Source organism: Pseudoxanthomonas sp. CCNWLY206-1 (genome assembly GCF_039710385.1).
Lineage (GTDB): Bacteria > Pseudomonadota > Gammaproteobacteria > Xanthomonadales > Xanthomonadaceae > Pseudoxanthomonas_A.
Map to the genome: position 1 here is coordinate 237,516 of NZ_JBDKXI010000009.1, position 21,904 is coordinate 259,419.

Consider the following 21,904-nt stretch of genomic DNA (forward strand, 5'->3'; position numbering starts at 1 on the left):
GGGCGATTGCCCGAGGCCGTGGCCGCCGCATATACTAATGCGTCTGCCGAGCATCACCCAAACGCTCCCTTCGTCTAGTGGTTAGGACGTGGCCCTCTCAAGGCTAAAACAGGGGTTCGAGCCCCCTAGGGAGCGCCATTTTCCGGTAGTCACCAGGCAATCAACCGCGGCAGGGCCGATAACGGCCTGCCTAAGCGGCTGCAACGATCTCGCGTCATTCCTTCCTCTCTGTCTCTTGCTCGCTGTTCTGTTGTAGGAGCGGCGTCTCGCCGCGAGCTCCTCGCTTCTATCGCGACCTGACAGGAAGAGCTCGCGGCGAGACGCCGTTCCTACCCCAGCTGTCTTCGGCTACTCAAAGCCGGGGCAGATCGAACACCAGCACTTCCGCGCTGCGACCTCCCGCGATACTGATCAGCGACTCGTCCTCCAACAGCAGGGCATCGCCGGCCGAAAGCGCGTGTCCATTCACCGACACTTCGCCGCGCGCCACGTGTACGTACCCGAGCCTGCCCTCGGCCAGATCCAGCTCGCCCTTTTCGTCTCCATCGAACAACCCGGCATACATCCGCGCGTCCTGGTGAATGCTGACGGAGCCATCGCTACCGTCCGGACTGACCACCAATCGCAGACGTCCCTGCTTCTCTTCCGCGGAAAATCGCTTTTCCTCGTATGAGGGGGCCACGCCGGTGCGATCAGGGATGATCCATATCTGCAGGAAATGAGTTGTCCCGGCGTCGCTGTAGTTGTACTCCGAATGCTGCACGCCAGTGCCGGCACTCATGCGTTGCACGTCGCCAGGCACGATGCTGGAGCTGTTGCCCATCGAATCCTTGTGGCCCAGCGCACCTTCCAGGACATAGCTGATGATCTCCATGTCGCGGTGGCCGTGCTCGCCAAAACCACGGCCTGCCGCCACGCGATCTTCGTTGATTACCCGCAACGGCCCCCAGTGGACATGGCGATCATCGCGGTAATCGGCGAAGGAGAAGCTGTGCCAGGAATCCAACCAACCATGGTCGGCGTGGCCGCGTTCGTGGGCGGGACGAAGAGTAATCATGGCGAACTCGTCTGTTGAGGAAGTTGCGCAAGGATGAGGCTGGTTGGCGATGGCGATAAGCCGGTCCGGCCTCAATGGGTTGTTCTATTTTTGTATCAAATAATAGAATTGTGTATATGCAAGTCCAGAAACGAGACAATAACTGCTCTGGCGCGCCCATGAGTCCGACGCCATGTCTACATCAGCATTCGCTCGCGCTTCTGCCGCAACTCCGGCCATCAGTCGACCATAACGTCCCACGGGCGAAATCCCCGTCACCTCCGGCGTTCAATTGAAGCAAGCCCGCGGAACATCGGTGCCGTCGCTGCCGCTACCGCCTGGCCCCCGGGACCGCCGCCTTACAGCGGAATCGAAGACCGCTCGCCATAACCGCCCTTTGGCTGTTGAAAAGCGCCTCCGCGGCACGACGGGACCCGTGTCTCAGGCTTCTGGAGCCATGGGTCTGCCCGGCGCACCGCAACAGCGAAACTGGTCAATGCTCTTCAACAGCCAAGCCAGTGAAGTTTCGGCTCCGATACCGATCCGAACGCGGCGGTTTCGCCTCCACTTTGAAAATCCCTCTCATCGCTCGCCGCTGCGTGATTTAGACTTATGCGGTTACCGCGGACCGAATCGATACCTAAATGCCCTTCGTCGTCACTGAAAACTGCATCAAATGCAAATACACCGACTGCGTGGAAGTGTGCCCGGTGGATTGCTTCCACGAAGGCCCGAATTTCCTGGTGATTGATCCGGACGAATGCATCGATTGCACGTTGTGCGAGCCGGAATGCCCGATCAACGCGATCTACCCTGAGGACGACGTACCGGCGGGGCAGGAAGGCTATGTGGCGTTGAACGCTGAGTTGTCGAAAGCCTGGCCGGTCATCACCACGCGTAAAGAACCGTTGCCAGATGCGAAGGAATGGGAAGGCAAGCCGGGCAAGCTGCCGTTGCTGGAGCGTTGAGTAGATATCGTAGAGCGGAGCTTGCTCCGCTGCTTTTTGCCTGAATGCACGCATCGAAAAGCAGCCGAGCAAGCTCGGCTCTACGAAAACAAAAAAGGGCGCCATCGGCGCCCTTTTTTTCGGCGAAACCGCGCTGCCTCAACCGCCCAACTTGGCCTTCAACGCCGCCATCAACTTGGTCGGAGCTTCGCCAGTTGCCGGCAAACCGCGGGGATCGACGGCGGACACGTAGGCACCGGCTTCAACACCAACGACACGCACCAGGAAGTTCGAGCCTTCATACGCAACGTCGTAAGTACCCAGCAACTGCGCACGGCTGGCGATGTTGACGCCTTCGATGCTACCCAGCGCATCACCGACCTTGGCGAAGACTTCATCTCGGGAACCGGCGACATTGAAACCACCGGAAGCAGCAGGCGCGGCAGCGGAAGCGCTAGCGCTTGGCGTAGCGGCCGTTGCCTGTCCCCCTGCCGCCGGTATCTGCATGGCGCCCGAGGTGCTGGGCAGGTTGAGATCCGGCGGTACTTCCAACGGGCGGGTTTCCGGGCTAAGGGCGTAATCGCCCTTGGCGCCCTTCTTGAACCACTTGCAGCCGGAAAGGCCGGCGACGGAGACGGCCAACAGCGCAAGGGCAAGCGAGCGCGAAAGGGAAGACGAAAAACGCATGGTGAGCTCCTGAGTTCAGGCCGCGATGGTTTCGCGGCTGGATTGTTCCAGCGTCATCGCCATCGCGGCGAGGCGATCGGCGGTGGCGCGGTGAGGTGCCGACAAAGGCAACAGCGGCAGGCGCAAGCCTTCGCCGATGCCGAAGCGCTGTAGCAGCGCCTTGACGGGAATGGGGTTGGATTCGACGCCTAGGAAGCCGTAGAACTCCTGCAGTTGCGCATCCCAGCTTTCGGCAGCGGCGCGGTCGCCCTTGCGGGCCAGATCGCAGAGCCTGCGGAAAGCACCGGGTAAAGCGTTTGAACCGACCGAAATCAGCCCATCCGCACCGGCCAGCATGGCGCGGCAGGCGGTAGGGTCGTCGCCGCTCAACACGGCGAAGGCGTCGTTACGCAGCGCCAGCAGCGCCGACATGCGCTCGGGTTCGGAGCGCGCTTCCTTGATGCCGATGATGTTCGGATGCGTTACCAGTTCGGCCACGGTTTCCGGCAGCAGGTCGCAACCCGTGCGGCCGGGAACGTTGTACAGCACCACCGGTAGTCGGCCTTCGTCAGCGACCGCATGGTAGTGCGCGATCAGCCCGGCCTGCGTGGGGCGGACATAAGGCGGCGTGACGACCAGCGCCAGCTGGGCACCGCCGGCGGCAGCCCGGCGAGTCTGCGCAATGGTCTTGGCGGTGTTCATCTGGCCGGTGCCGGCCAGTACCGCCATGCGCCCGCCGACGGTTTCGACGGCGATGCGCAGCAATGTGTCGTATTCCTCATCCGACAGCGCTGCGGCTTCGCCGGTGGAACCGGCCACGACGATGCCTTGCGTGCCGCCTTCGGACTGCTGTTGCAGCAAACGGCGCCAAGCGTCCAGGTCGAGAGCGCCGGCTGTCGTGAACGGCGTGGCCAGTGCGGTGATGCTGCCGGAAAGATGCAAAATGAGGGCTCTCTGGAAATTTTTTCGTTCTGCTCGAACCTGCCGCCGGACACGCGTCGGGGCGGAGGGTCGGAACAACCATGACGGCCGCATGTTACTTGCGGCGCGAAAGCGCGGGCAAGTATGCTGCACTCAGCGTCGGGCGGTCGCCCGGCCGCCATTCAGACTAGCTGTACTGCCGGAAGCCCCTTTGACCGATTCCACGCCCCGGCCTTCGCCGACCGAAAACCACCTCCTGATCAACGCCTATACGACGCATCCGGAGTCGCCGCTACTGTCGGTCACCCGCCGGATCGCCGACAGCGGTTGCAACCTGGTCGATGCGCGCCTGTCCACCGTCGGGCGCGATGTGTCGGTGACCGCGCTGGCCACGGGTTCGTGGGACGCGGTCGCCAAGCTGGAAGCCATGCTGACTAGGCTGGAGCGCGAAGAAGGTTTCAAGCTGGTCTGGTACCGCACCGGACCGAAAGTGGTGCAGTCCAATCTGCTGCCCTACATCGTGGAAGTGGTGGCGGCCGACAAGCCCGGCATCCTGTTCCAACTGGCCGATTTCTTCGACCGCCAGGGAATCACCATCGAGAACCTGCAAAGCACCCGCTACCGCGCCATGCAGACCGGCGCGGAAATGTTCTCGGCGCAGGTGACGATCGGTGTGCCGGCCAATATGCACATCGCCGCACTGCGCGACGATTTCCTCGAATTCTGCGACCATCTGAACCTGGACGCGATCATGGACCCGATGAAGTTTTAGGGCCTTTAACGCTATTGGGATAAGCCACGCCGCAATCCAGTGTGTGCGGGGCAAGGAAGAATGAGGAAATGTATGCCGATACACGCCCGAGTGATGACGCGGCCCCGTGCGCACTGGGTTGCGGCCCTTCGGGTTGCTTCCCCGCCTCGCCAGGAACTTGCGCGCGGCTTGAACAGGCCACCAGCCTGTCGCTGCGCCACGCACAAGCCCCTGACAAGGCGGGGAAGCAACGTGGCTCATACCAATAGCGTTAACAGGCCCTCCAGATGACGGCAACCGGCGCGAAAGCTCTCCCCAAGACCACGCTCAATCTGCCGCTATCCCTGTCGGGCGGCGATCATGCTCACTCCGCCGCAGGCGCTGCCAAACTCGCCGACTACGCTGGCCAATGGCTGGTGCTGTACTTCTATCCCAAGGACAGCACACCCGGCTGCACCACCGAAGGCCTCGATTTCAACGCATTGCTGCCCAAGTTCAAAAAGCTGGGCGCCAGCGTGCTGGGCGTGTCGCGTGATTCGGTCAAATCGCACGATAACTTCTGCGCCAAGCAAGGCTTCAAGTTCCCACTGATCAGCGACGCCGACGAAAAGCTGTGCAAGGCTTTCGATGTCATCCATGAAAAGAACATGTACGGGCGCAAGGTGTTGGGCATCGTCCGCAGCACTTTCTTGATTTCGCCCGACGGCCGCATCGCGCAGGAATGGCGCGGCGTGAAAGTCCCCGGCCATGCCGAAGCCGTGCTGGAAGCCTTGAAGGCGGCCCAGACCAAGTGACACCCCCCGTTTACCTCCCCACTCACTGCCCCGCTCCGCGGGTCGCGGTGGCTTGCGGCCGCCCGCGAATTGGCCGTGCTCGGCTGCTCGTCAGCCTGAGTAGAGCGGAGCTTGCTCCGCTGCTCCGAATCCACTCTCGTAAATCGGCTCTACATCCCCAGATCAGAGACAGCGGAGCCCCCACGGGATGCAAGCACAAGCTCCGCTTTACGAAGCTTCACCGATGATTCTTTTCCCCACCCAGCACCCTAGGACTGCCCGCTGATGACCCGAAGCAAGCGCATCTATGTGATGGACACCAACGTGCTGATGCACGATCCCACCGCGCTATTCAAATTCGAGGAGCACGATGTCTTCCTGCCCATGCAGGTGATCGAAGAACTGGACAACGCCAAGAAAGGCACGTCCGAAGTCAGCCGCAACGCTCGTCAGGTCAGTCGCTTCCTTGATGAGCTGATCGAAGGTGTCGGCGCCGAACACCTCCAGGCAGGCATCATCCTCAACCATCCGCAGGGTTTGCAGCTCAACCGCACGCAGATCGGCAAGCTGTATTTCCAGACGCGTCCCGCGGATCCCGGCCGCACTTTCGGCACGGTGGCGCCGGACAACAAGATCCTGGCCTCGGTGCTGGAACTGCGCGACGAGAACCCCGACATTCCGGTCATCCTGGTGTCCAAGGACATCAACCTGCGCATCAAGGCCGCGATCAGCGGCCTGACCGCAGAGGACTATGAGAACGATCGCGCGCTGGACGATTTCAGCCTGCTGTACACCGGCGCCACCGAACTGTCGGAAGATTTCTGGAATGCGCACAATGCCGACCTGCGCAGCTGGAGCGACAAGGGCCGCACCAGCTATGAAGTGACGATGACCAAGGATGAGGACTGGTATCCCAACCAGTTCCTGTACTTGCCCGGCGAAGACGAAGTGGAACTGCGGGTGGTGCGCATCAGCGCCGACCGCCGCGCCACGCTGACCCTGGTCGATGATTTCCGAAGCGGCCAGCATGCCGTGTGGGGCATCGCCGCGCGCAATCGCGAACAGAACTTCGCGCTCAACGCGCTGATGGATCCGGAGATCGACTTTGTCAGCCTGCTGGGCACTGCGGGCACCGGCAAAACCCTGCTCGCACTGGCTGCAGGCTTGGCGCAGACGATGGATCAACAGCGCTATCGCGAAATCATCATGACCCGCGCAACCGTCAGCGTCGGCGAAGACATCGGCTTCCTGCCCGGCACCGAAGAGGAAAAGATGACGCCCTGGATGGGCGCGCTGACCGACAACCTGGAAGTACTGACCCACAACCAGGAAGGCGGCGCCTGGGGCCGCGCAGCCACCAACGATCTGCTGGCCAGCCGCATCAAGATCCGCTCGATGAACTTCATGCGCGGCCGCACTTTCCTCAGCCGCTACCTGATCCTGGACGAAGCACAGAACCTCACGCCCAAGCAGATGAAGACATTGATCACGCGTGCCGGCCCCGGCACCAAGATCGTCTGCCTGGGCAACGTGGAACAGATCGACACACCGTACCTGACCGAAACCACCTCGGGCCTGACCTACGCCGTCGACCGCTTCAAGAACTGGGCCCATAGCGCCCACATCACCCTACGCCGCGGCGAACGCTCGCGTTTGGCGGATTACGCGTCCGAGGTGCTTTGAGGCGGGAATCGGGAATCGGGAAAGATTCGCGCTTTCACCCCCCTTGTAAAAAGGGGGATTGAAGGAGGATTTGCTTTTGCTCTTCTCGTAGAGCCGAGCTTGCTCGGCTGCTCCTGTCCGCACCTCCCCGCAAGAGCAGCGGAGCAAGCTCCGCTCTACGAGAGGCGGGCTTCGCTGTTTTTGCTTCTCCTCGCCGCCACACCCCAATCCACCCTCCGCCATCGCTTAGACTCTCAATGACACGATCATCGAGATAAGCATCCCAAATGGGCATCCAACTTCCCCGTTGGGTCTGGATAGGCGCAGGCTCGCTGGCCTGTATCGCCGGCATGGTCAATGTGGTGGGATTCCTGGGTTTCGAACACCAGGCCGTCACCCATCTCACCGGCACCACGTCCTTGCTGGGCGCCGCCATCGCGCAACACGACGGGCGCGCCGCCTGGCACCTGATAGGTGTCGCGCTCTCTTTCGTACTAGGCGCCACCGTCAGCGGACTCATCATTCAAGACAGCACACTGCAGCTGGGCCGCCGCTACGGCGTGGTATTGGCGATAGAAGCCGGACTGCTGGGATCGGCGGTACCGCTATTCGAAAACGGGCATATCGCCGGTGCCTTGCTGGCGGCCGCGGCATGCGGTCTGCAGAACGCCATGGCTTCCACCTATAGCGGATCGCTGATCCGCACCAGCCACGTCACCGGACTGTTCACCGACGTGGGCATCGCATTGGGCCATCGCCTCCGCGGCATGCAGATACCACGACGGCGTGTGGCCCTGTGCCTGGTGGTGATCAGCGCCTTCCTGCTGGGCGGCATCGCCGGCGCCTGGATGTTCTCGCTTCTTGGCTATCGCACTCTCTATATTCCCGCCGCGCTGACAGGCGTAACCGGCATCGCGTATACGCTTTACCGACAACGGCAGTTATGGATCACAAAAGGGACGAATGGACGGTAATTCTCGCTCGCTCAGCGCTTTGACCATCGCCGGTTCTGATTCCGGCGGCGGCGCCGGCATCCAGGCCGATCTGAAGACCTTCGCCGCTCATCGCGTGCACGGCCTCTCGGCGATCGCGGCGTTGACCGCGCAGCACACCCGCGGCGTTACCGCGGTCAGTGTGCCGCCGATGGATTTCCTGCGCGCGCAACTGGACGCTTGTTTCGATGACTTCGCTATCGGCGTGGTGAAGCTGGGCATGCTGGCCAATGCCGAAGTCATCGAAGTGGTCGCGACAGCACTGGAAAATCACCGTCCTCGCTTTGTAGTCCTGGACCCGGTGATGGTGTCCACCAGCGGCGCCAAACTGCTGGAAGACAGCGCCCTGCACGCACTGCGTACACGCTTGATACCGCTGGCGAGCGTCATTACCCCCAATTTGCCCGAAGCCGAACTACTGCTCGGTCGCCGTATCCCTGATCGGGCCGCGATGCACACCGCCGCCGTCGATCTACGCGCGCTCGGTGCGAACGCAGTGTTCCTGAAAGGTGGTCATCTGCAAGACGACGGCGAGGTGACGGATCTATACGCTGATGCCAAAAACATCAGCGAGATCGCCCACCCGCGGCTGCCACTGGAAGCGCATGGAACCGGGTGCACGCTGGCATCGGCCATCGCGGCCAATCTGTGCCACGGTCTCGCGTTGAAGGACGCCTGCTTCGCCGCATCCAACTATGTGCATGTCGCCCTGCAACGCGGCTATCGCCCTGGCCGCAGTGACATTGTCGTCCTTGATCATTTCGGAGCAGCGCCAACCTCATGAGCTTCGACGCCTTGGATATCGGGTTATCCACCCAGGACCACCACAGTTTCGTATTGCACGCACGTATTCCCACACACTCGCATGGCTCGCTGCTGTGGCTGCCTGCATTGGGCGTTGCCGCAAAGCATTACCTGCCGTTCGCCGACGCACTGGCCGAACGGGGCCTGGCGGTATTCGTACACGAGTGGCGCGGCAACGGCACCAGCAATCTGCGGCCAAACCGGAACAGCGATTGGGGCTACCGGCAACTGCTGATGGAAGACCTGCCTATCAGCCACGCGGCAGTGCGCGAACACGTTCCCACTGGTGCCCGCATCATCGGCGGCCACAGCCTCGGCGGCCAACTCGCCGCGTGCTACCTGGGCGTGTATCCGCACGACTTTGAACAGTTATGGGTGGTCGCAAGCGGCACACCGCACTGGCGCAGCTTCCCCGCGCCGATACGCTACGGCCTGCCCTTCTTCTATCAGTTCGCGCCTTGGCTGGCAGACCGCCGCGGCGCCCTGCCCGGCCGAAAACTGGGCTTTGGCGGCGAGGAAGCCCGCGGCCTCATCCGCGATTGGGCACGTGTCGGCTTGAGCGGACGCTACGCGGCGGCGGGAATGGAAATCGACCTGGAAGAAGCGCTATCGAACATTGTCGCCCGCATCTCGTGCGTCATGTTCGATGACGACTGGCTGGCGCCCCGGAGTTCATTGCAGGCGCTGCTGGACAAGATGCCGCTTTCCACCGCGCATACGCATGTGCTGCGGAGAGAAGCGCTGGGGGTGCGGGCGGATCATTTTGGTTGGATGAAGCAACCGCGGGCGGTTGCTGATGGGCTATTGGCATGACACTTCACGCCGCCGAAAGCCTTTTCCGCATGCAACGACGCGGCCTTGCGAGAAACAACCCACGTAGGATGCGGTAAGCGAAGCGAACCGCATCGGTCGCGAAGATCTGGAGCGGGACGATAACCCCTCACATGAAAGACGCGAACGATGCGGTGCGCCTTTGGCTTACCGCATCCTACAAGTCGAAAAAATTGACGCGATGAAGCCCTACAACAGGCGCTCTTCCGGCGAATTCGCGCCGGGCGATCTCACCCCACCACCACACAATCGCGTCCTCGCCGCTTGGCCTGATACAAGCCGCTATCGGCGGCGTTGATCCAGTCGTTGACTGTTGTGACGTGCGGGCCTAGCTGGGACAGGCCGATACTGACGGTGCAGTGCAGATCATGCGGCGTGAAAGCGTAGGCGGCGACCTGCCGGCGCAGGCGCTCAGCGGCGACGATGGCTTCTTCCCAACGGGTGTCCGGCATGACGATGCCGAATTCGTCGCCGCCGTAGCGGCCACCGGTATCGGTGTCGCGCAAGCAGGCCTGCATCAGGTGCGCGAACTCTTCCACCACCACGTCACCGGTGGTGTGGCCGTGGGTGTCATTGATGCCCTTGAAATTATCGATATCGATCATGATCAGTACCGATGGGCGCTCGGTGCGCTGGTAGCGCCGCAGTTCCACCGACGCGGCGAACAACAATTGCTGACGATTCATCAAGCCGGTAGCGGCGTCGAAACGCGCCATTTTTTCCAGCAGGTCTTTCTGCTGCTGCGCCTTGCGCGATATCGCGTGCGTGGCAAAACCAATCGCGGTCGGATAGATCGCCAGAAATGGCAGACAGGCCAGCACCACGCGTTGGCTGGTGAAGGGTTCGAACGCGAATCCCCAGCCCGCGCTACTGGCCAGGCAGGTGGCGGCCATGGCGCCGAACGTCTTTGCACCATAGCGCGGACCGCCGATGATCACTTTGTCCATGGTCAGCATGACCGCGAGTAATACGCTGGGCAGTGCGTTGAAGTGCATGGCCGCTATCCAGAAGCCACCCACAGCCGCGTCCAAGGTCAGGTTGCGCAATTCGGCCTGGATGGGCTCGCTGCTGCGCCGCACCAGCAGAAATGCGATGTGCGGCCACACGAATCCGTTGAACAGCAGCAGCGCCCATAGTGCCGGGCTCGCTCCATGGTCGAGGAAGACCGCGCCGATGCAAACGATGCCCAGCGCAAGCCCCAGCGTACGCATCCGATAAGTACGCAGCCCGAATCGGGATCGGCTGCGTTCCGCGGTGGTGCGGGCTTCTTCTATGGGCAAGGGTTTGCCAAGGACGTCCTGTTCCACCGATTCTGGGTGAAAGCTTCGGCGGCGTCCATATGCGGCTGAAGCGACCGAAGGTGGGCGCTCTGCGGCTACCGCATCCTTCGAAATCCTTCATTGTCGGAGCGACGTAAGTCGCGACCCGATTGCCCAAAGCTGCCAGGAAAGCGTCGCGACTTACGTCGCTCCCACAATAGAACATCGCTAGCCGCGGTGGGGAAAGCGGTTCTCCTACAGTCAGCTCTTAAACCAACGAAACAGCCTCTTCCACGCGCTCTTCTTCCACTCTGCCCGCCGCGTATCCATAAGGATTCATCGACTGCCAGCGCCAGGCATCTCGGCACATGGCGTCAACGTCCAGTTCCGCGCGCCAGCCGAGTAAACGTTGGGCCAAGGCGGGGTCGGCATAGACTTCGGCGGCGTCGCCAGGGCGGCGGTCGACGATTTCGTACGGAACCTCGCGACTGGATGCCTTGGCGAAGGCCTGCACCAATTCCATCACGCTGATACCGCGGCCAGTGCCGAGATTGACGGTGAGATTGCGGTCTTCATTGACCAGGTAGTCGAGTGCGTCAGCATGGGCTCGGGCGAGGTCCATCACGTGGATGTAGTCGCGCACGCCCGTGCCGTCCGGCGTGGGGTAGTCGCCGCCGAAGATGCGCAGTTTTTCGCGCCGGCCCACCGCCACCTGGCATATATAGGGCATCAGGTTGCTGGGCGTATCAGATGGGTCTTCGCCCAGCAATCCAGACGCATGCGCGCCCACGGGATTGAAGTAGCGCAGGTTGGCGGCGCGGAAATGCGGGTCGGCCCTGCATACGTCGCCTATCAGTTCCTCCATGACCAACTTGGTACGTCCATACGGATTGGTGACCCGCAAGGGTGCGTCTTCGCGCACCGGCACGGAATCCGGCTCGCCATAGACGGTGGCCGAGGAGCTGAATACCAATCGCGGCACACCCGCTTCCCGCATCGCCTGCAGCAGGTAGATGGTGCCTGCGATATTGTTTTCGAAATAATCGAGCGGACGTTCGCAAGATTCGCCCACAGCCTTCAATGCTGCGAAATGCACGACTGCGTCGAACGTCTGCCGCGCGAAGAACGCATCCACGCCCGGCCGGTCGCGCATGTCCAGCGGGTGGAACGGCACGGGTTTTCCCGTCACCTGTTCCAGCCGCGCCAGCACCTGGGGCGAACTATTGACGAAGTTGTCGGCGATGACGACTTGATGGCCGCGCTCGACCAGCACCGTATACGTGTGGCAGCCGATGTAGCCAGCGCCGCCGCAAAGCAGGATCCGCATTCCATTGTTCCCCGAAGAACCGGCAACGCCGGCGTGTCGCTAGAGGAAACGCCAGAAGACGTGCATATAGGCCACATAGTGAGTGGCAGGAGGGAATAGCCTCCAGCTTTTGCCCCTTTTTAAAGGAGGAAGTGTCCTCTGTCGCATGCTTTAAGCGTTAGTCCGCGTAATCCCGCAGCAGATTGCGTGCCCGGCCAAGACAGGGGCATGCATCCGCTAGACTCCGCTGCGGACACCTTTCCATTCCATCCGGACCGATACCTTGATGAAAGCTCCACTGCCCACGCTCGACCAGGTCAAGATTGCCGTCATTGGCCTGGGTTACGTTGGCCTGCCGCTGGCTACCGCTTTTGGCCGCCGCTTCCCTACGCTGGGTTTCGACATCAACAGCAAGCGCGTGGGCGAGCTGCGCAACGGCCATGACCATACGCTGGAAGTATCGGAAGAAGAGCTGCGCGATGCCGCGTATCTGAGTTTCAGCGACGACCCGACAGCACTGGCCGGCTGCAACGTCTTCATCGTCACCGTGCCCACGCCGATCGATGAATACAAGCGGCCGGATCTGCGCCCGCTGGAGTCGGCCAGCCGCACCGTCGGCCGCGCCATCGCCAAGGGCGGCGTCGCCATCTACGAATCCACCGTATACCCGGGCGCTACCGAGGAAGTCTGCGTGCCGATCGTCGAGCGCGAATCGGGCCTCACCTTCAACCAGGATTTCTACGCCGGCTACAGCCCCGAGCGGATCAACCCCGGCGACAAGCAGCACCGCCTGGAAACCATCTTGAAGGTCACCTCGGGCTCCACCGCCGAAGCGGCGGATTTCGTCGACAGCCTGTACGGCGCCATCATCACGGCGGGCACCCACAAGACCTCGAGCATCCGCGTGGCCGAAGCGGCCAAGGTGATCGAAAACACCCAGCGCGACGTCAACATCGCGCTGATCAACGAACTGGCGCTGATCTTCCACCGCCTGGGCATCGACACCCATGAAGTGCTGGAAGCCGCTGGTACCAAATGGAACTTCCTGCCGTTCCGGCCGGGCCTGGTCGGCGGCCATTGCATCGGCGTGGATCCGTACTATTTGACTCACAAGGCCCAGCAGATCGGCTACCACCCGGACGTGATCCTGGCTGGCCGCCGCATCAATGACGGCATGGGCAGCCACGTGGCCCGCCGCGTCGCCAAGCTGATGGCCCAGCGCAACCTGCAGACGCCAGGCTCCAACGTCCTGATCATGGGCTTGGCGTTCAAGGAAAACTGCCCGGATCTGCGCAATACACGCGTTGTCGACATCGTCGCCGAACTGCGTAGCTATAATGCCAACGTGCATATCCACGACCCCTGGGTCAGCGCCAAGGAAGCCAAGGACGAATACGGCCTTGACCTGGTCGCTGAGCCGGAACTGGGCAAGTACGATGCGGTGATCCTGGCGGTGTCGCACCGCGAATTCATCGCCATCGGTGCCGACGGCATCCGTGCCCTCGGCAAGCCCGGCGCAGTGGTGTTCGACGTCAAGCGCGTATTGCCGCGCGATTGCGTCGACGATTGCTTGTAAGACCCTGGCCCCAACAAAGAGATCGAGAATGCGCGTACTGGTTACCGGCGCCGCCGGCTTCATCGGCTCACGCCTGAGCGAACGCCTGCTGGCTCGCGGCGATGATGTTTTCGGCTTCGACAACATGAACGCCTACTACGATCCGCGGTTGAAAGAAGCCCGCTTGGCCAAGCTGCTGCCGCATGATCGTTTCGGCTTCGTCCAAGGTTCGCTGGAAGACGACGAGGCGCTGAAAGCCGCGTTCGACAAGTTCGCACCGGAGCGGGTGGTCAACCTGGCGGCACAGGCCGGCGTGCGCTATTCGCTGGAAAACCCGCGCGCCTATATCGACAGCAACATCGTGGGGTTCCTGAACATCCTGGAAGCCTGCCGCCACCGCGGCATCGAGCACCTGGTCTATGCATCGTCCAGTTCGGTCTATGGCGCCAACCGCAAGCTGCCTTTTTCGGTGGAGGACAGCGTCGACCACCCGGTCAGCATGTATGCGGCGACCAAGAAGACCAACGAATTGATGGCGCATACCTACAGCCACCTGTTCGGCCTGCCCACCACCGGCCTTCGCTTCTTTACCGTCTATGGCCCATGGGGCCGGCCGGACATGGCGCTGTTCCTGTTTACCCGCAAGATCCTGGCGGGCGAACCGATCGAAGTCTTCAACAACGGGCAGCACACCCGCGATTTCACCTATATCGACGACATCGTCGAAGGCATCATCCGCACGCTGGACCGCGTGCCCGGGCCGGACCCGCTGTACAACCCCATGCAACCCACTCCGGCCAGTTCCACCGCGCCGTATCGGCTGTACAACATCGGCAACCATCAGCCGGTGGAACTGCTGCGCTATATCGAAGTGCTGGAAGACTGCCTGGGCCGCAAGGCCGAACGGCGCATGTTGCCGCTGCAGCCCGGCGACGTACCCGACACGTATGCCGATGTTGAGGCGTTGAGCCGCGACACCGGCTACTCACCGTCCACGCCTATCGAGACGGGTGTGAAGCGCTTTGTCGAGTGGTATCGGGAGTTTTATTCGATCTGAGGTTGTTTCCACCCTTCTGAGAAAAGAGCGGCGAGGCTCTTCCCCTTCTCCCTCCGGGAGAAGGTGCCCGAAGGGCGAATGAGGGAATGGCAACGACTCGCTAGCCAAGTTCGCTACAAGCGGACAATCCATTCCCTCATCCGTCGCTACGCGCCACCTCACTCGTGCCCCGGCCCTGCGTAGCACGCAGGGCATTCAGGCATGCACGAGCCGATAGCTCGTAAGCCGCATGCCTTCATCCCGGAGGGAGAAGGGAAAAGCCATGAGCTTCCCCCACCCGCAATCCGATTGGCCGGATCGACGCGTTATCCGCGTTATTCAGGGTAATCCAACACGGGGAAAAATTGATGAGACTCATCTTCACCGGCCTCTTGGCCCTGGGTCTTTCGCTGGCGCTTGGCGGCTGCGCCTCTAGCGGCAGCAGCGAAGCACCGCCGCCCACAAAAAATACTCTGTCTACCGACGCCTACCGTATCGGCGTGGACGATATCGTGCAGGTCGCCGTATGGCGCAATCCCGAACTCGGCATCACGGTGCCGGTGCGTCCCGACGGCATGATTTCCGTTCCGCTGGTGGGCGACGTTGCCGCGGGCGGCCGCACGCCGCCGGAAGTCGCCGCGGACATCCAGCAGAAACTCGCTGCTTATGTACGCGACCCGCAGGTGTCGGTGATCCTGACCGATCTGCGCAGTCACGAATATCTGTCGCGCGTACGTGTGACCGGCGCGGTGCGTCAGCCGGTGTCCTTGCCCTATCGCCCCGGCATGACCGTGCTCGACGCCGTGCTGGCTGCTGGCGGCATTACCGAGTTCGCCGCATCCGACCGTTCCAACCTGCATCGCAAGACCAGCGAAGCCACGCAGGCTTATGCGATCCGCTTGGACCGCATCCTCAACCGCGGCGACCTGAGCACCAACTACACGGTCTCGCCGGGCGATGTCATCACCGTGCCAGAGCGGACTTTCTGATGAGCCAAAATGCACTTCCGGGCCCTCGCCGCCTGGCCTCGGCGCCGCAAGCGGCGGCGCACGCACTGACACCCAGCGAACTGATGCCGATCCTGCTGATCGAGGCACGGCGGAATCGGTTGACGCTGGCAGCGATATTCGCCGCCGTCGCGTTGCTGACGCTGGTCGTCGGCTTGTTGCTGCTACCCAAGAACTACACCGCGGCGACCACCATCCTGGCGCAGGAAAGCGACATCATCCAGCCGCTGCTGGAAGGCCGCGCTGTGGCCACTACCGTCACCGATCGCGCCGGCATGGCACGCCAGGTGATCTACAGCCGCAGAGTGCTGGAAGACGCCCTTAAAACCGGCGGCTGGTTGGGCGACAATCCCTCGCCGGTCAAACAGGACCGTCTGATCGAGGACTTGAAGAGCCGCATCACGATCAACAGCCCGCGTCCGAATCTGGTCCAGATTACCTATCGCGACAACGATGCCAAGCGCACCTACGACGTGACCCAGCGTCTGAGCGAGATGTTCATCAAGGAAAGCCTGGCCGCCAAGGAACGCGAAAGCCGCGAGGCGTACGAGTTCATCAGCAGCCAGGTGACCGATTACCACAACAAGCTGCTGGGAGCGGAAAACAACCTGCGCGACTACCGTGCCCGGAATGCCGATGCCCAGCCCGGCAGCGTGACCGATGTCAATACCCGCATCAGTTCGCTGCGCACGCAGGTCGAGCAGACGCGCATGGCGCTGCTGGAACAACGCTCGCGCGAGAACGCCATCACCTCGCAGCTGTCCGGCGAATCCTCGGTGACCGCCGTGCAGACCCGCGAAAGCCTGTACCGAGCACAGATCCTGGAACTGCAGAGCCAGTTGGACCGTCTGCTGTTGAACTACACCGAACAGCACCCCGACGTGCTCCGCATCCGCCACCAGATGGCCGACTTGCAGCAGTCCATGCGCAATGAGCAGGAACGTCGCGCGCAGGCACCGCAAAGCGGCAGTCCTTTCGACGACACCCAGCTCAACCCGCTTTATCAGGAACTGCGCAGTCAGCAAGCGCAAGCCCGCCGCGAACTGGCCGCGACCCAGTCGCGGATGAGCATCGCCGAGTCGATGTTGAACGAAGAACTCCACCGCAGCGGCCGCATCGCCGAATCCGAAAGCGCGTTGGCCGAGCTGACCCGCGACTACGAGGTCAACCGCGACATCTACCAGGATCTGCTGCGCCGCCGCGAGAACGCACGCGTGTCGATGGAACTGGACCGCGAAAAACGCGGCCTGACCCTGCGCGTTCAAGACCCCGCGACCATGCCGCTGCGTCCTACCGGCTTGCGCTTCATGCACTTCGCCGTGGCCGGCCTGTTCGTGGCCATCGGTCTGCCATTGGGCCTGGTGTTCCTGCGTGCGCGTTTCGATCCCCGCATCCGCTCGCCGCTGCAATTGAAGAAGGTCGCCGACCTTCCGCTGCTGACCGTGATTCCCACCTACCACACGCCTCGCGACAAACGGCAGCAGTACATGCGCACCGCGATGAGCGTCGGCATGGTAGTCGTTGTCTTCCTCGCCTATGGCGTGGTCTTCGGGCTCAAGCAGCTCAACGCCTGATGTCATCGCCATGAATCGACAGAGAGCGTGTTATGGGCATTGGGATGAGATCCGTGGCTCGCCTGCGTTGTCGCCGCAAGGCGTCCGGCGCCGTCCTTGGGTGGTGCCCAAGGCAAGCCGGACAACGCCGCGGCTGCAGCGCAGGCGAGCCACCCTTCGGGAAGGTGGCTGTCGCGGCGCCATGCAGCGTTGCACGCCTTGGCAAGGCGGCCAGCCTACCCGGCGGCGTGCGCCTTGCCTGACACCGCGACAACCACCTTCGGACTCACCCCAATGCCCATAACACGCTCTAACAACCTGGAATTGCTCGTGAATCAGGAAAACGACCGTACGCATAGCCTGCCGAATCGCGCTGACACGGCACGTTCCCTGGCATTGCTGGACGAACCGAAAGCGCTTAGCCCGGTGGAACTGGAAGGTCGCCGCCTGATCCACCGCAACGATTCGGTGCGCGTGCAGGCCGATGCTTTCCGCGAACTGCGCACGCGATTGCTCGCACTAGGTGGCGAACGCAACTTCGTTACGCTAGTCGCGCCGATCGGCCACGGGTGTGGCGGCAGCTTTGTCGCCCGCAACCTGGCCACCGCCTTCGCTTTCGACGACACCAAGACCTCATTGCTGGTCGACTGCGATGCGCTGCATCCTTCGCAGCACATGGCACTGCATGTAGATGCCCCGCAAGGTGGCCTGATGGATTATTTGGGCGACAACACGCTGGATGCCGGCAAGGTCATTTACCGCACCGGCATTCCGCGCCTGCGGCTGATTCCCAGTGGTAGCCAGCGCGAAACCAGCGGCGAGTCGTTCAGTTCGTTCCGCATGCGCGCCATGGTCGATTCGCTGCGCAGCCGTTACCCGGACCGTTACCTGATCCTGGACAGCCCGTCGGTGCTCGGTTCGCCGGATGCCCGCATCCTGTCCGAACTGGCAGACCTGGTGGTGCTGGTGGCCGGTTATGGCATGACGACAGCGGAAAACATCGAGAAAGCTACAGCGACCTTCCCCCCCGAAAAACTGGCGGGCGTGGTTTTCAACCATCTCCCTTGAGTCGGGAAGTGGTGAGTGGTGAGTGGTGAGTGGTGAGTGGTGAGTGGTGAGTGGTGAGTGGTGAGTGGTGAGTGGTGAGTGGTGAGCGGTGAGCGGTGAGCGGTGAGCGGTGAGCGGTGAAAAGTATTGCTTACCTCTCCCTTTTGAAAAGAAAGGGGATGACCCGCCATTCGGCGGTTGAAAAGCTTTGAGGGGGATTTGCTCTTGCCTTTCAGAGCAAAAGCCGGATCACGCTCTAGACAAGAACATAAGGAGTAGGCGCATGCGCTGGAAATACGTACACGCCTCGGTCGTGACAGCCGCTACGCTGGCCAGCGTCTCCGGCACGGCGACCGCGGCGCGGGTGGACTACACCATCGATGCGGGCGTTGAACAGAACGACAACGTCACCCTCAGCACCACCGATCCCATCGACCAACGCTATCTTCGCGGCGGATTGGGATTCACCGTCACCGAAAATAACTCTTCGCTGCAGGCCAGCCTCGATGGGCGCGTGGAGTACCGCGACTATGAGGACGAGATATTCCGGGACACCGTGGACGGCACGCTGGCCGGCCGGCTCAACTGGATCGCCATTCCGCAGCGCCTGTTCTTCAGCGCCGAGGACAGCCTGACGGTGCAGCCGGTGGATGCGCTGGCGCCCGACGCCCCTGGCAATCGCCAACAGGTGAATGTGTTCTCGGCGGGTCCCACCTTGCTGGTCGCCTGGTCGCCTTCGCTGCATGGGCAGGCAGAACTGCGCTACGTCCATAGCGATGCCGAGGTCACCGACGAGTTCAACTCGCAACGCTTGGCCACCGCATTGCGGATGATCAAGGAACTGACACCCACCAGTCGCGTGACCTTCAACGTGCAAGGCCAGCGCGTGGACTTCGATGACGACATCGTTGCCCGCGACTACGACCGCTACGATCTATATGCACGCTATGTGCGCACACTGGCGCATTTCGAACTTGGCGCCGACCTGGGCTACTCGCGTATCAGCTATCGGCAAGGAGATGGCGAAAACCGCTCCGAGCCGTTGATACGTGCCGATGCTACGTGGAATCCCACCGCCAGCAGCAGCTTTACCCTGGCCGCGTCCAGCGAGTTCTCCGATACTGCGGTCGACGCGTTGAGCGGCATCGAGGCCGACGCAACGCTGCCGGAAAACGTGCTGACCGGCGACGCCGTGGTCAACGCTTCGCCTTATGAGGTCCGCAGCCTGGATCTGGGCTATGCCTACACCGGCACGCGCATACAGTTCTCGATCACGCCGTTCGTGCAGGAACGCGATTACATCGAATCGGACGAGTTCGATCAGGATAGCCACGGCGCGAGCGCGGACTTCAGTTGGCTGGTGCGCAGTACGCTGCGACTGGGCATGTACGCCGCCGATGAAAGACGCACCTATACGTCGTTGAATCGCGACGAGGACACGCTGCGCATAGGCGCCACGCTGCGTTATCAATGGGTCAGGCACTGGAGCGTGGGCTTGCAGTGGGAACGCTACAAGCGCGACAGCAGCGTCGTGGGCGAAGATGTTTCGCAGAATATCGTGTACTTGAACGTCACTTACGGTAACCGTTGATTGCTTAGCTTCCCTTCTCCCGGGGGGAGAAGGGAAAGCGCTAACAGACCAGGAGTAAACCATGCGCCAGTCATCCCGCCCTTCGCGTGCACTGACTCACGGCTGGCCCAGCGCGTTTCTGTTGCTGCTCGCTTTGCTCGCCGCCGCGATGGCCCAATGCAGCGAGGCACTCCCGGAAGAAACGACGGCGATAACCGATTCTCCTGCGCAGCAGGCGCCGACGCCCGACACGGAATCGCCTACTCCGCCCGAACAATCCGCTGCCGCAGCGGCGACGCCACTTGCCGCCGGCGACCGCCTGAAGATCGACCTTTCCTACCTCGACAAGAAATCGCCTGCTTACGGCCGCTTCCGCTCCTTCGTGGATGCAGCAGTCGCCGGCAGTCCGGGATATGCATTTTCCGCGAGCGATGCGGCATTGATGCACCTGCTTTCCGGCGGGAAGAAATATTGCGAACTGGCGGTGCGGATGGTGGAAGCACAGGTCTCCGAAGCCGAAACGACTATCGCCGGTGGTGGACGGCCCGCGATCTCGGGCGACTCGTATCTGGAAGTCGGCCCGCACATCGCCGATCTGGCCTTGACGCTGCACAGTTGCTCCGGTGACGTCAGCGCGGAACAGCGCAAGCGCTGGTCGGCCTACGCGGAACAAGCCGTGTGGAATGTCTGGCATCACGATGCCGCGCAGTGGGGCGGCCGACCGCACCCATGGACCGGGTGGTCGGTCGACAATCCCGGCAACAACTACTACTACAGCTTCCTGGAAGCGACGATGTACTGGGCGCTGGTCAGCGGCAGCGATGCCTGGCTGAAGGACCTGCGCGAGCATCGGCTGCCGGCGCTGAAGGCGTACTACGCCAAGCTGCCGGGTGGCGGCAGCCAGGAAGGCACCGGCTACGGCGCGGCACAGATGCGTCTGTTTGCTCTGTACCGCTTGTGGCGCGACAGCACGGGCGAGGATCTCGCAGGCGCCAGTTCGCACGCACACGACAGCATCGCTTACTGGACGCATGCCACCGTGCCGACGCTGGATCGCTTTGCCCCCATCGGCGATCAAGCGCGCAATTCGGTGCCGGAACTGTACGACTATCACCGCCGCCTGGTACTGGAAGCCAGGCAGCTGACCCAGGAACCGGCCGCGCTCGCCATGTCGTCCTGGTGGTTGGATTCCATCGCGGTGCGGCAGATGAGCGGCGGATTCAACAGCCGCTACGACTTGCTGGCCGCGGGTGGTGGCGGCGCGCCACCAACGGCGCTTTCCTACTATGCACAAGGCACCGGTCATTTTTTTGCGCGCACCGGTTGGGACAAGGACGCGATGTGGATTTCGTTTGTCGCCGGCCCTTACAACGAAAGCCATGCGCATCAGGACCAAGGCTCCTTCACGCTGTTCGCCCGCGATTGGCTGGTGGTCACCGAAAATATCTGGAGCCATAGCGGCATCCAGCAAGGCACCGAAGTGCACAACGTGGTGCGCTTCGAACGCAACAACGCCAGCGCGTCGCAGTGCGCCGCGCCGCGCGGCGATGCCATCGTGCACCAATGCGAAAGCCCGCAGTCGCGTTCATCTGTGAAGTTCGAACCTGGCACCGATGGCGCCTTCACCGCACTCGCCGATTTGACACCCGTCTATCGGGGCAACCCGGCGCTCAAACACTGGGAGCGCCAGTTGGATTTCGCTTCGCGCAAGCTGAAAGTAACGGATCGCTTTGAATTGGGCTCGGGCACTCGCGCGGTGTTCCAACTCAACGTACCGGTGAAGCCTGCCATCAATGGCAATGAAGCCACCGCCGGACGTCTGCATGTGCGGGTATTGGAACCGGCCAATGCGACGTTGAGCGTCCATGATTGGAGCAGTGTGGATGCGCAGGAGTTTCGTCGGGGATGGCGGATTGATATTGCCGGTGGCGAAAGTGGGTATGTCGTTGAGTTGAGCGAGAAGTGATCTTGCAACTCTGATGTAATCAAAGCTAGATCACTTTCGCTTCAAGTTATCGCGTCCCAGCACGAAGCTCCTTGGCGCTGGCGCCGGTAAGTTAACAGGACGGTTGGTTTCCGCGCTTGCAGCGGGCGTCACTTTCTTTGCTCGTGTGTACGGACCGGAGACCTGGGTAACGGGTGTGCGGGGACATGGGTAACACTTTTTTGGTCAAAGGACCGAGGAAGT

The 21,904-nt window shown here is 62.0% G+C and carries 19 protein-coding genes and 1 tRNA gene; 15 read left to right on the top strand and 5 right to left on the bottom strand.

Going from position 1 to position 21,904, the window contains the following annotated elements; translation table 11 throughout:
* Window positions 1-63 precede the first annotated feature (63 nt).
* A tRNA-Glu gene (locus AADW18_RS19010) sits at window positions 64-138 on the top strand.
* Window positions 139-352: 214 nt separating this feature from the next.
* On the opposite strand, the gene AADW18_RS19015 is transcribed toward AADW18_RS19010, so the two are convergent.
* Window positions 353-1,057 carry a pirin family protein gene (locus tag AADW18_RS19015; protein ID WP_337344971.1) on the bottom strand — a complete coding sequence of 235 codons (705 nt, stop codon included), beginning with the start codon at window positions 1,055-1,057 and terminating at the stop codon, window positions 353-355.
* Between the two features lie 623 nt (window positions 1,058-1,680).
* Between AADW18_RS19015 and fdxA the strand changes: the two genes are divergently transcribed.
* Window positions 1,681-2,004 carry a ferredoxin FdxA gene (fdxA, locus tag AADW18_RS19020; RefSeq protein WP_337344972.1) on the top strand — a complete coding sequence of 108 codons (324 nt, stop codon included), beginning with the start codon at window positions 1,681-1,683 and terminating at the stop codon, window positions 2,002-2,004.
* Between the two features lie 138 nt (window positions 2,005-2,142).
* Here fdxA and AADW18_RS19025 read toward each other — a convergent pair whose 3' ends face one another.
* Both AADW18_RS19025 and dapA read right to left on the bottom strand, forming a co-directional pair.
* Window positions 2,143-2,670: a hypothetical protein gene (locus AADW18_RS19025; protein WP_337344973.1), complete on the bottom strand. Its 528-nt coding sequence runs from the start codon at window positions 2,668-2,670 to the stop codon at window positions 2,143-2,145.
* Between the two features lie 15 nt (window positions 2,671-2,685).
* Window positions 2,686-3,591: a 4-hydroxy-tetrahydrodipicolinate synthase gene (dapA, locus tag AADW18_RS19030; protein ID WP_337344974.1), complete on the bottom strand. Its 906-nt coding sequence runs from the start codon at window positions 3,589-3,591 to the stop codon at window positions 2,686-2,688.
* A gap of 190 nt (window positions 3,592-3,781) precedes the next feature.
* Between dapA and AADW18_RS19035 the strand changes: the two genes are divergently transcribed.
* From AADW18_RS19035 to AADW18_RS19060, 6 genes are all read left to right on the top strand, one after another.
* Window positions 3,782-4,342, top strand: a complete 561-nt coding sequence (locus AADW18_RS19035; protein WP_337344975.1) for a glycine cleavage system protein R — start codon at window positions 3,782-3,784, stop codon at window positions 4,340-4,342.
* A 266-nt stretch (window positions 4,343-4,608) separates the two neighbouring features.
* Window positions 4,609-5,115 carry a peroxiredoxin gene (locus AADW18_RS19040; RefSeq protein ID WP_337344976.1) on the top strand — a complete coding sequence of 169 codons (507 nt, stop codon included), beginning with the start codon at window positions 4,609-4,611 and terminating at the stop codon, window positions 5,113-5,115.
* Between the two features lie 264 nt (window positions 5,116-5,379).
* Entirely contained in the window at window positions 5,380-6,777 is a 1,398-nt protein-coding gene (locus AADW18_RS19045; RefSeq protein ID WP_337344977.1) for a PhoH family protein, read from the top strand.
* Window positions 6,778-7,043: 266 nt separating this feature from the next.
* Entirely contained in the window at window positions 7,044-7,730 is a 687-nt protein-coding gene (locus AADW18_RS19050; RefSeq protein ID WP_337344978.1) for a YoaK family protein, read from the top strand.
* Window positions 7,720-8,532, top strand: a complete 813-nt coding sequence (gene thiD / locus AADW18_RS19055) for a bifunctional hydroxymethylpyrimidine kinase/phosphomethylpyrimidine kinase (protein WP_337344979.1) — start codon at window positions 7,720-7,722, stop codon at window positions 8,530-8,532. The genes AADW18_RS19050 and thiD overlap by 11 nt, the downstream gene beginning before the upstream one ends.
* Window positions 8,529-9,365 (top strand): alpha/beta fold hydrolase, encoded by an 837-nt coding sequence (locus AADW18_RS19060; RefSeq protein ID WP_337344980.1) that lies wholly within the window; start codon window positions 8,529-8,531, stop codon window positions 9,363-9,365. Before thiD ends, AADW18_RS19060 begins: the two co-directional genes overlap by 4 nt.
* 248 nt (window positions 9,366-9,613) lie before the next feature.
* On the opposite strand, the gene AADW18_RS19065 is transcribed toward AADW18_RS19060, so the two are convergent.
* Both AADW18_RS19065 and galE read right to left on the bottom strand, forming a co-directional pair.
* The gene (locus AADW18_RS19065) at window positions 9,614-10,663 is read right to left on the bottom strand and encodes a diguanylate cyclase (protein WP_337344981.1); all 1,050 of its coding nucleotides are present in this window, start codon (window positions 10,661-10,663) and stop codon (window positions 9,614-9,616) included.
* A 247-nt stretch (window positions 10,664-10,910) separates the two neighbouring features.
* Window positions 10,911-11,969, bottom strand: coding sequence for a UDP-glucose 4-epimerase GalE (gene galE / locus AADW18_RS19070; RefSeq protein WP_337344982.1), 1,059 nt, complete (start codon window positions 11,967-11,969; stop codon window positions 10,911-10,913).
* 265 nt (window positions 11,970-12,234) lie between these two features.
* On the opposite strand from galE, the gene tviB reads away from it, so the two are divergent.
* From tviB to AADW18_RS19105, 7 genes are all read left to right on the top strand, one after another.
* A complete protein-coding gene (gene tviB / locus AADW18_RS19075) occupies window positions 12,235-13,524 on the top strand; it encodes a Vi polysaccharide biosynthesis UDP-N-acetylglucosamine C-6 dehydrogenase TviB (protein WP_337344983.1) in 1,290 nt (429 codons plus the stop codon).
* 28 nt (window positions 13,525-13,552) lie between these two features.
* Window positions 13,553-14,560, top strand: coding sequence for an NAD-dependent epimerase (locus AADW18_RS19080; protein WP_337344984.1), 1,008 nt, complete (start codon window positions 13,553-13,555; stop codon window positions 14,558-14,560).
* A gap of 347 nt (window positions 14,561-14,907) precedes the next feature.
* Window positions 14,908-15,528 (top strand): XrtA/PEP-CTERM system exopolysaccharide export protein, encoded by a 621-nt coding sequence (locus tag AADW18_RS19085; protein WP_337344985.1) that lies wholly within the window; start codon window positions 14,908-14,910, stop codon window positions 15,526-15,528.
* Window positions 15,528-17,120 (top strand): XrtA system polysaccharide chain length determinant, encoded by a 1,593-nt coding sequence (locus AADW18_RS19090; RefSeq protein ID WP_337344986.1) that lies wholly within the window; start codon window positions 15,528-15,530, stop codon window positions 17,118-17,120. The genes AADW18_RS19085 and AADW18_RS19090 overlap by 1 nt, the downstream gene beginning before the upstream one ends.
* 309 nt (window positions 17,121-17,429) lie before the next feature.
* On the top strand, window positions 17,430-18,167 hold the full coding sequence (locus AADW18_RS19095) for a polysaccharide biosynthesis protein (RefSeq protein WP_337344987.1): 738 nt from the start codon (window positions 17,430-17,432) through the stop codon (window positions 18,165-18,167).
* 262 nt (window positions 18,168-18,429) lie between these two features.
* Entirely contained in the window at window positions 18,430-19,737 is a 1,308-nt protein-coding gene (locus AADW18_RS19100) for an outer membrane beta-barrel protein (protein WP_337344988.1), read from the top strand.
* 61 nt (window positions 19,738-19,798) lie between these two features.
* Window positions 19,799-21,682, top strand: coding sequence for a hypothetical protein (locus tag AADW18_RS19105; protein ID WP_337344989.1), 1,884 nt, complete (start codon window positions 19,799-19,801; stop codon window positions 21,680-21,682).
* Window positions 21,683-21,904: the final 222 nt, after the last annotated feature.

What these genes read in the sequence shown, in the direction of transcription:
- AADW18_RS19050 (WP_337344978.1), top strand. Translation starts at nt 7,044, where the DNA reads ATGGGCATCCAACTTCCCCGTTGGGTCTGGATAGGCGCAGGCTCGCTG.
- thiD (WP_337344979.1), top strand. Translation starts at nt 7,720, where the DNA reads ATGGACGGTAATTCTCGCTCGCTCAGCGCTTTGACCATCGCCGGTTCT.
- tviB (WP_337344983.1), top strand. Translation starts at nt 12,235, where the DNA reads ATGAAAGCTCCACTGCCCACGCTCGACCAGGTCAAGATTGCCGTCATT.
- galE (WP_337344982.1), bottom strand. Translation starts at nt 11,969, where the DNA reads ATGCGGATCCTGCTTTGCGGCGGCGCTGGCTACATCGGCTGCCACACG.
- AADW18_RS19090 (WP_337344986.1), top strand. Translation starts at nt 15,528, where the DNA reads ATGAGCCAAAATGCACTTCCGGGCCCTCGCCGCCTGGCCTCGGCGCCG.
- AADW18_RS19040 (WP_337344976.1), top strand. Translation starts at nt 4,609, where the DNA reads ATGACGGCAACCGGCGCGAAAGCTCTCCCCAAGACCACGCTCAATCTG.
- AADW18_RS19025 (WP_337344973.1), bottom strand. Translation starts at nt 2,670, where the DNA reads ATGCGTTTTTCGTCTTCCCTTTCGCGCTCGCTTGCCCTTGCGCTGTTG.
- AADW18_RS19085 (WP_337344985.1), top strand. Translation starts at nt 14,908, where the DNA reads ATGAGACTCATCTTCACCGGCCTCTTGGCCCTGGGTCTTTCGCTGGCG.
- AADW18_RS19060 (WP_337344980.1), top strand. Translation starts at nt 8,529, where the DNA reads ATGAGCTTCGACGCCTTGGATATCGGGTTATCCACCCAGGACCACCAC.
- AADW18_RS19015 (WP_337344971.1), bottom strand. Translation starts at nt 1,057, where the DNA reads ATGATTACTCTTCGTCCCGCCCACGAACGCGGCCACGCCGACCATGGT.
- AADW18_RS19100 (WP_337344988.1), top strand. Translation starts at nt 18,430, where the DNA reads ATGCGCTGGAAATACGTACACGCCTCGGTCGTGACAGCCGCTACGCTG.
- AADW18_RS19105 (WP_337344989.1), top strand. Translation starts at nt 19,799, where the DNA reads ATGCGCCAGTCATCCCGCCCTTCGCGTGCACTGACTCACGGCTGGCCC.
- AADW18_RS19080 (WP_337344984.1), top strand. Translation starts at nt 13,553, where the DNA reads ATGCGCGTACTGGTTACCGGCGCCGCCGGCTTCATCGGCTCACGCCTG.
- AADW18_RS19045 (WP_337344977.1), top strand. Translation starts at nt 5,380, where the DNA reads ATGACCCGAAGCAAGCGCATCTATGTGATGGACACCAACGTGCTGATG.
- fdxA (WP_337344972.1), top strand. Translation starts at nt 1,681, where the DNA reads ATGCCCTTCGTCGTCACTGAAAACTGCATCAAATGCAAATACACCGAC.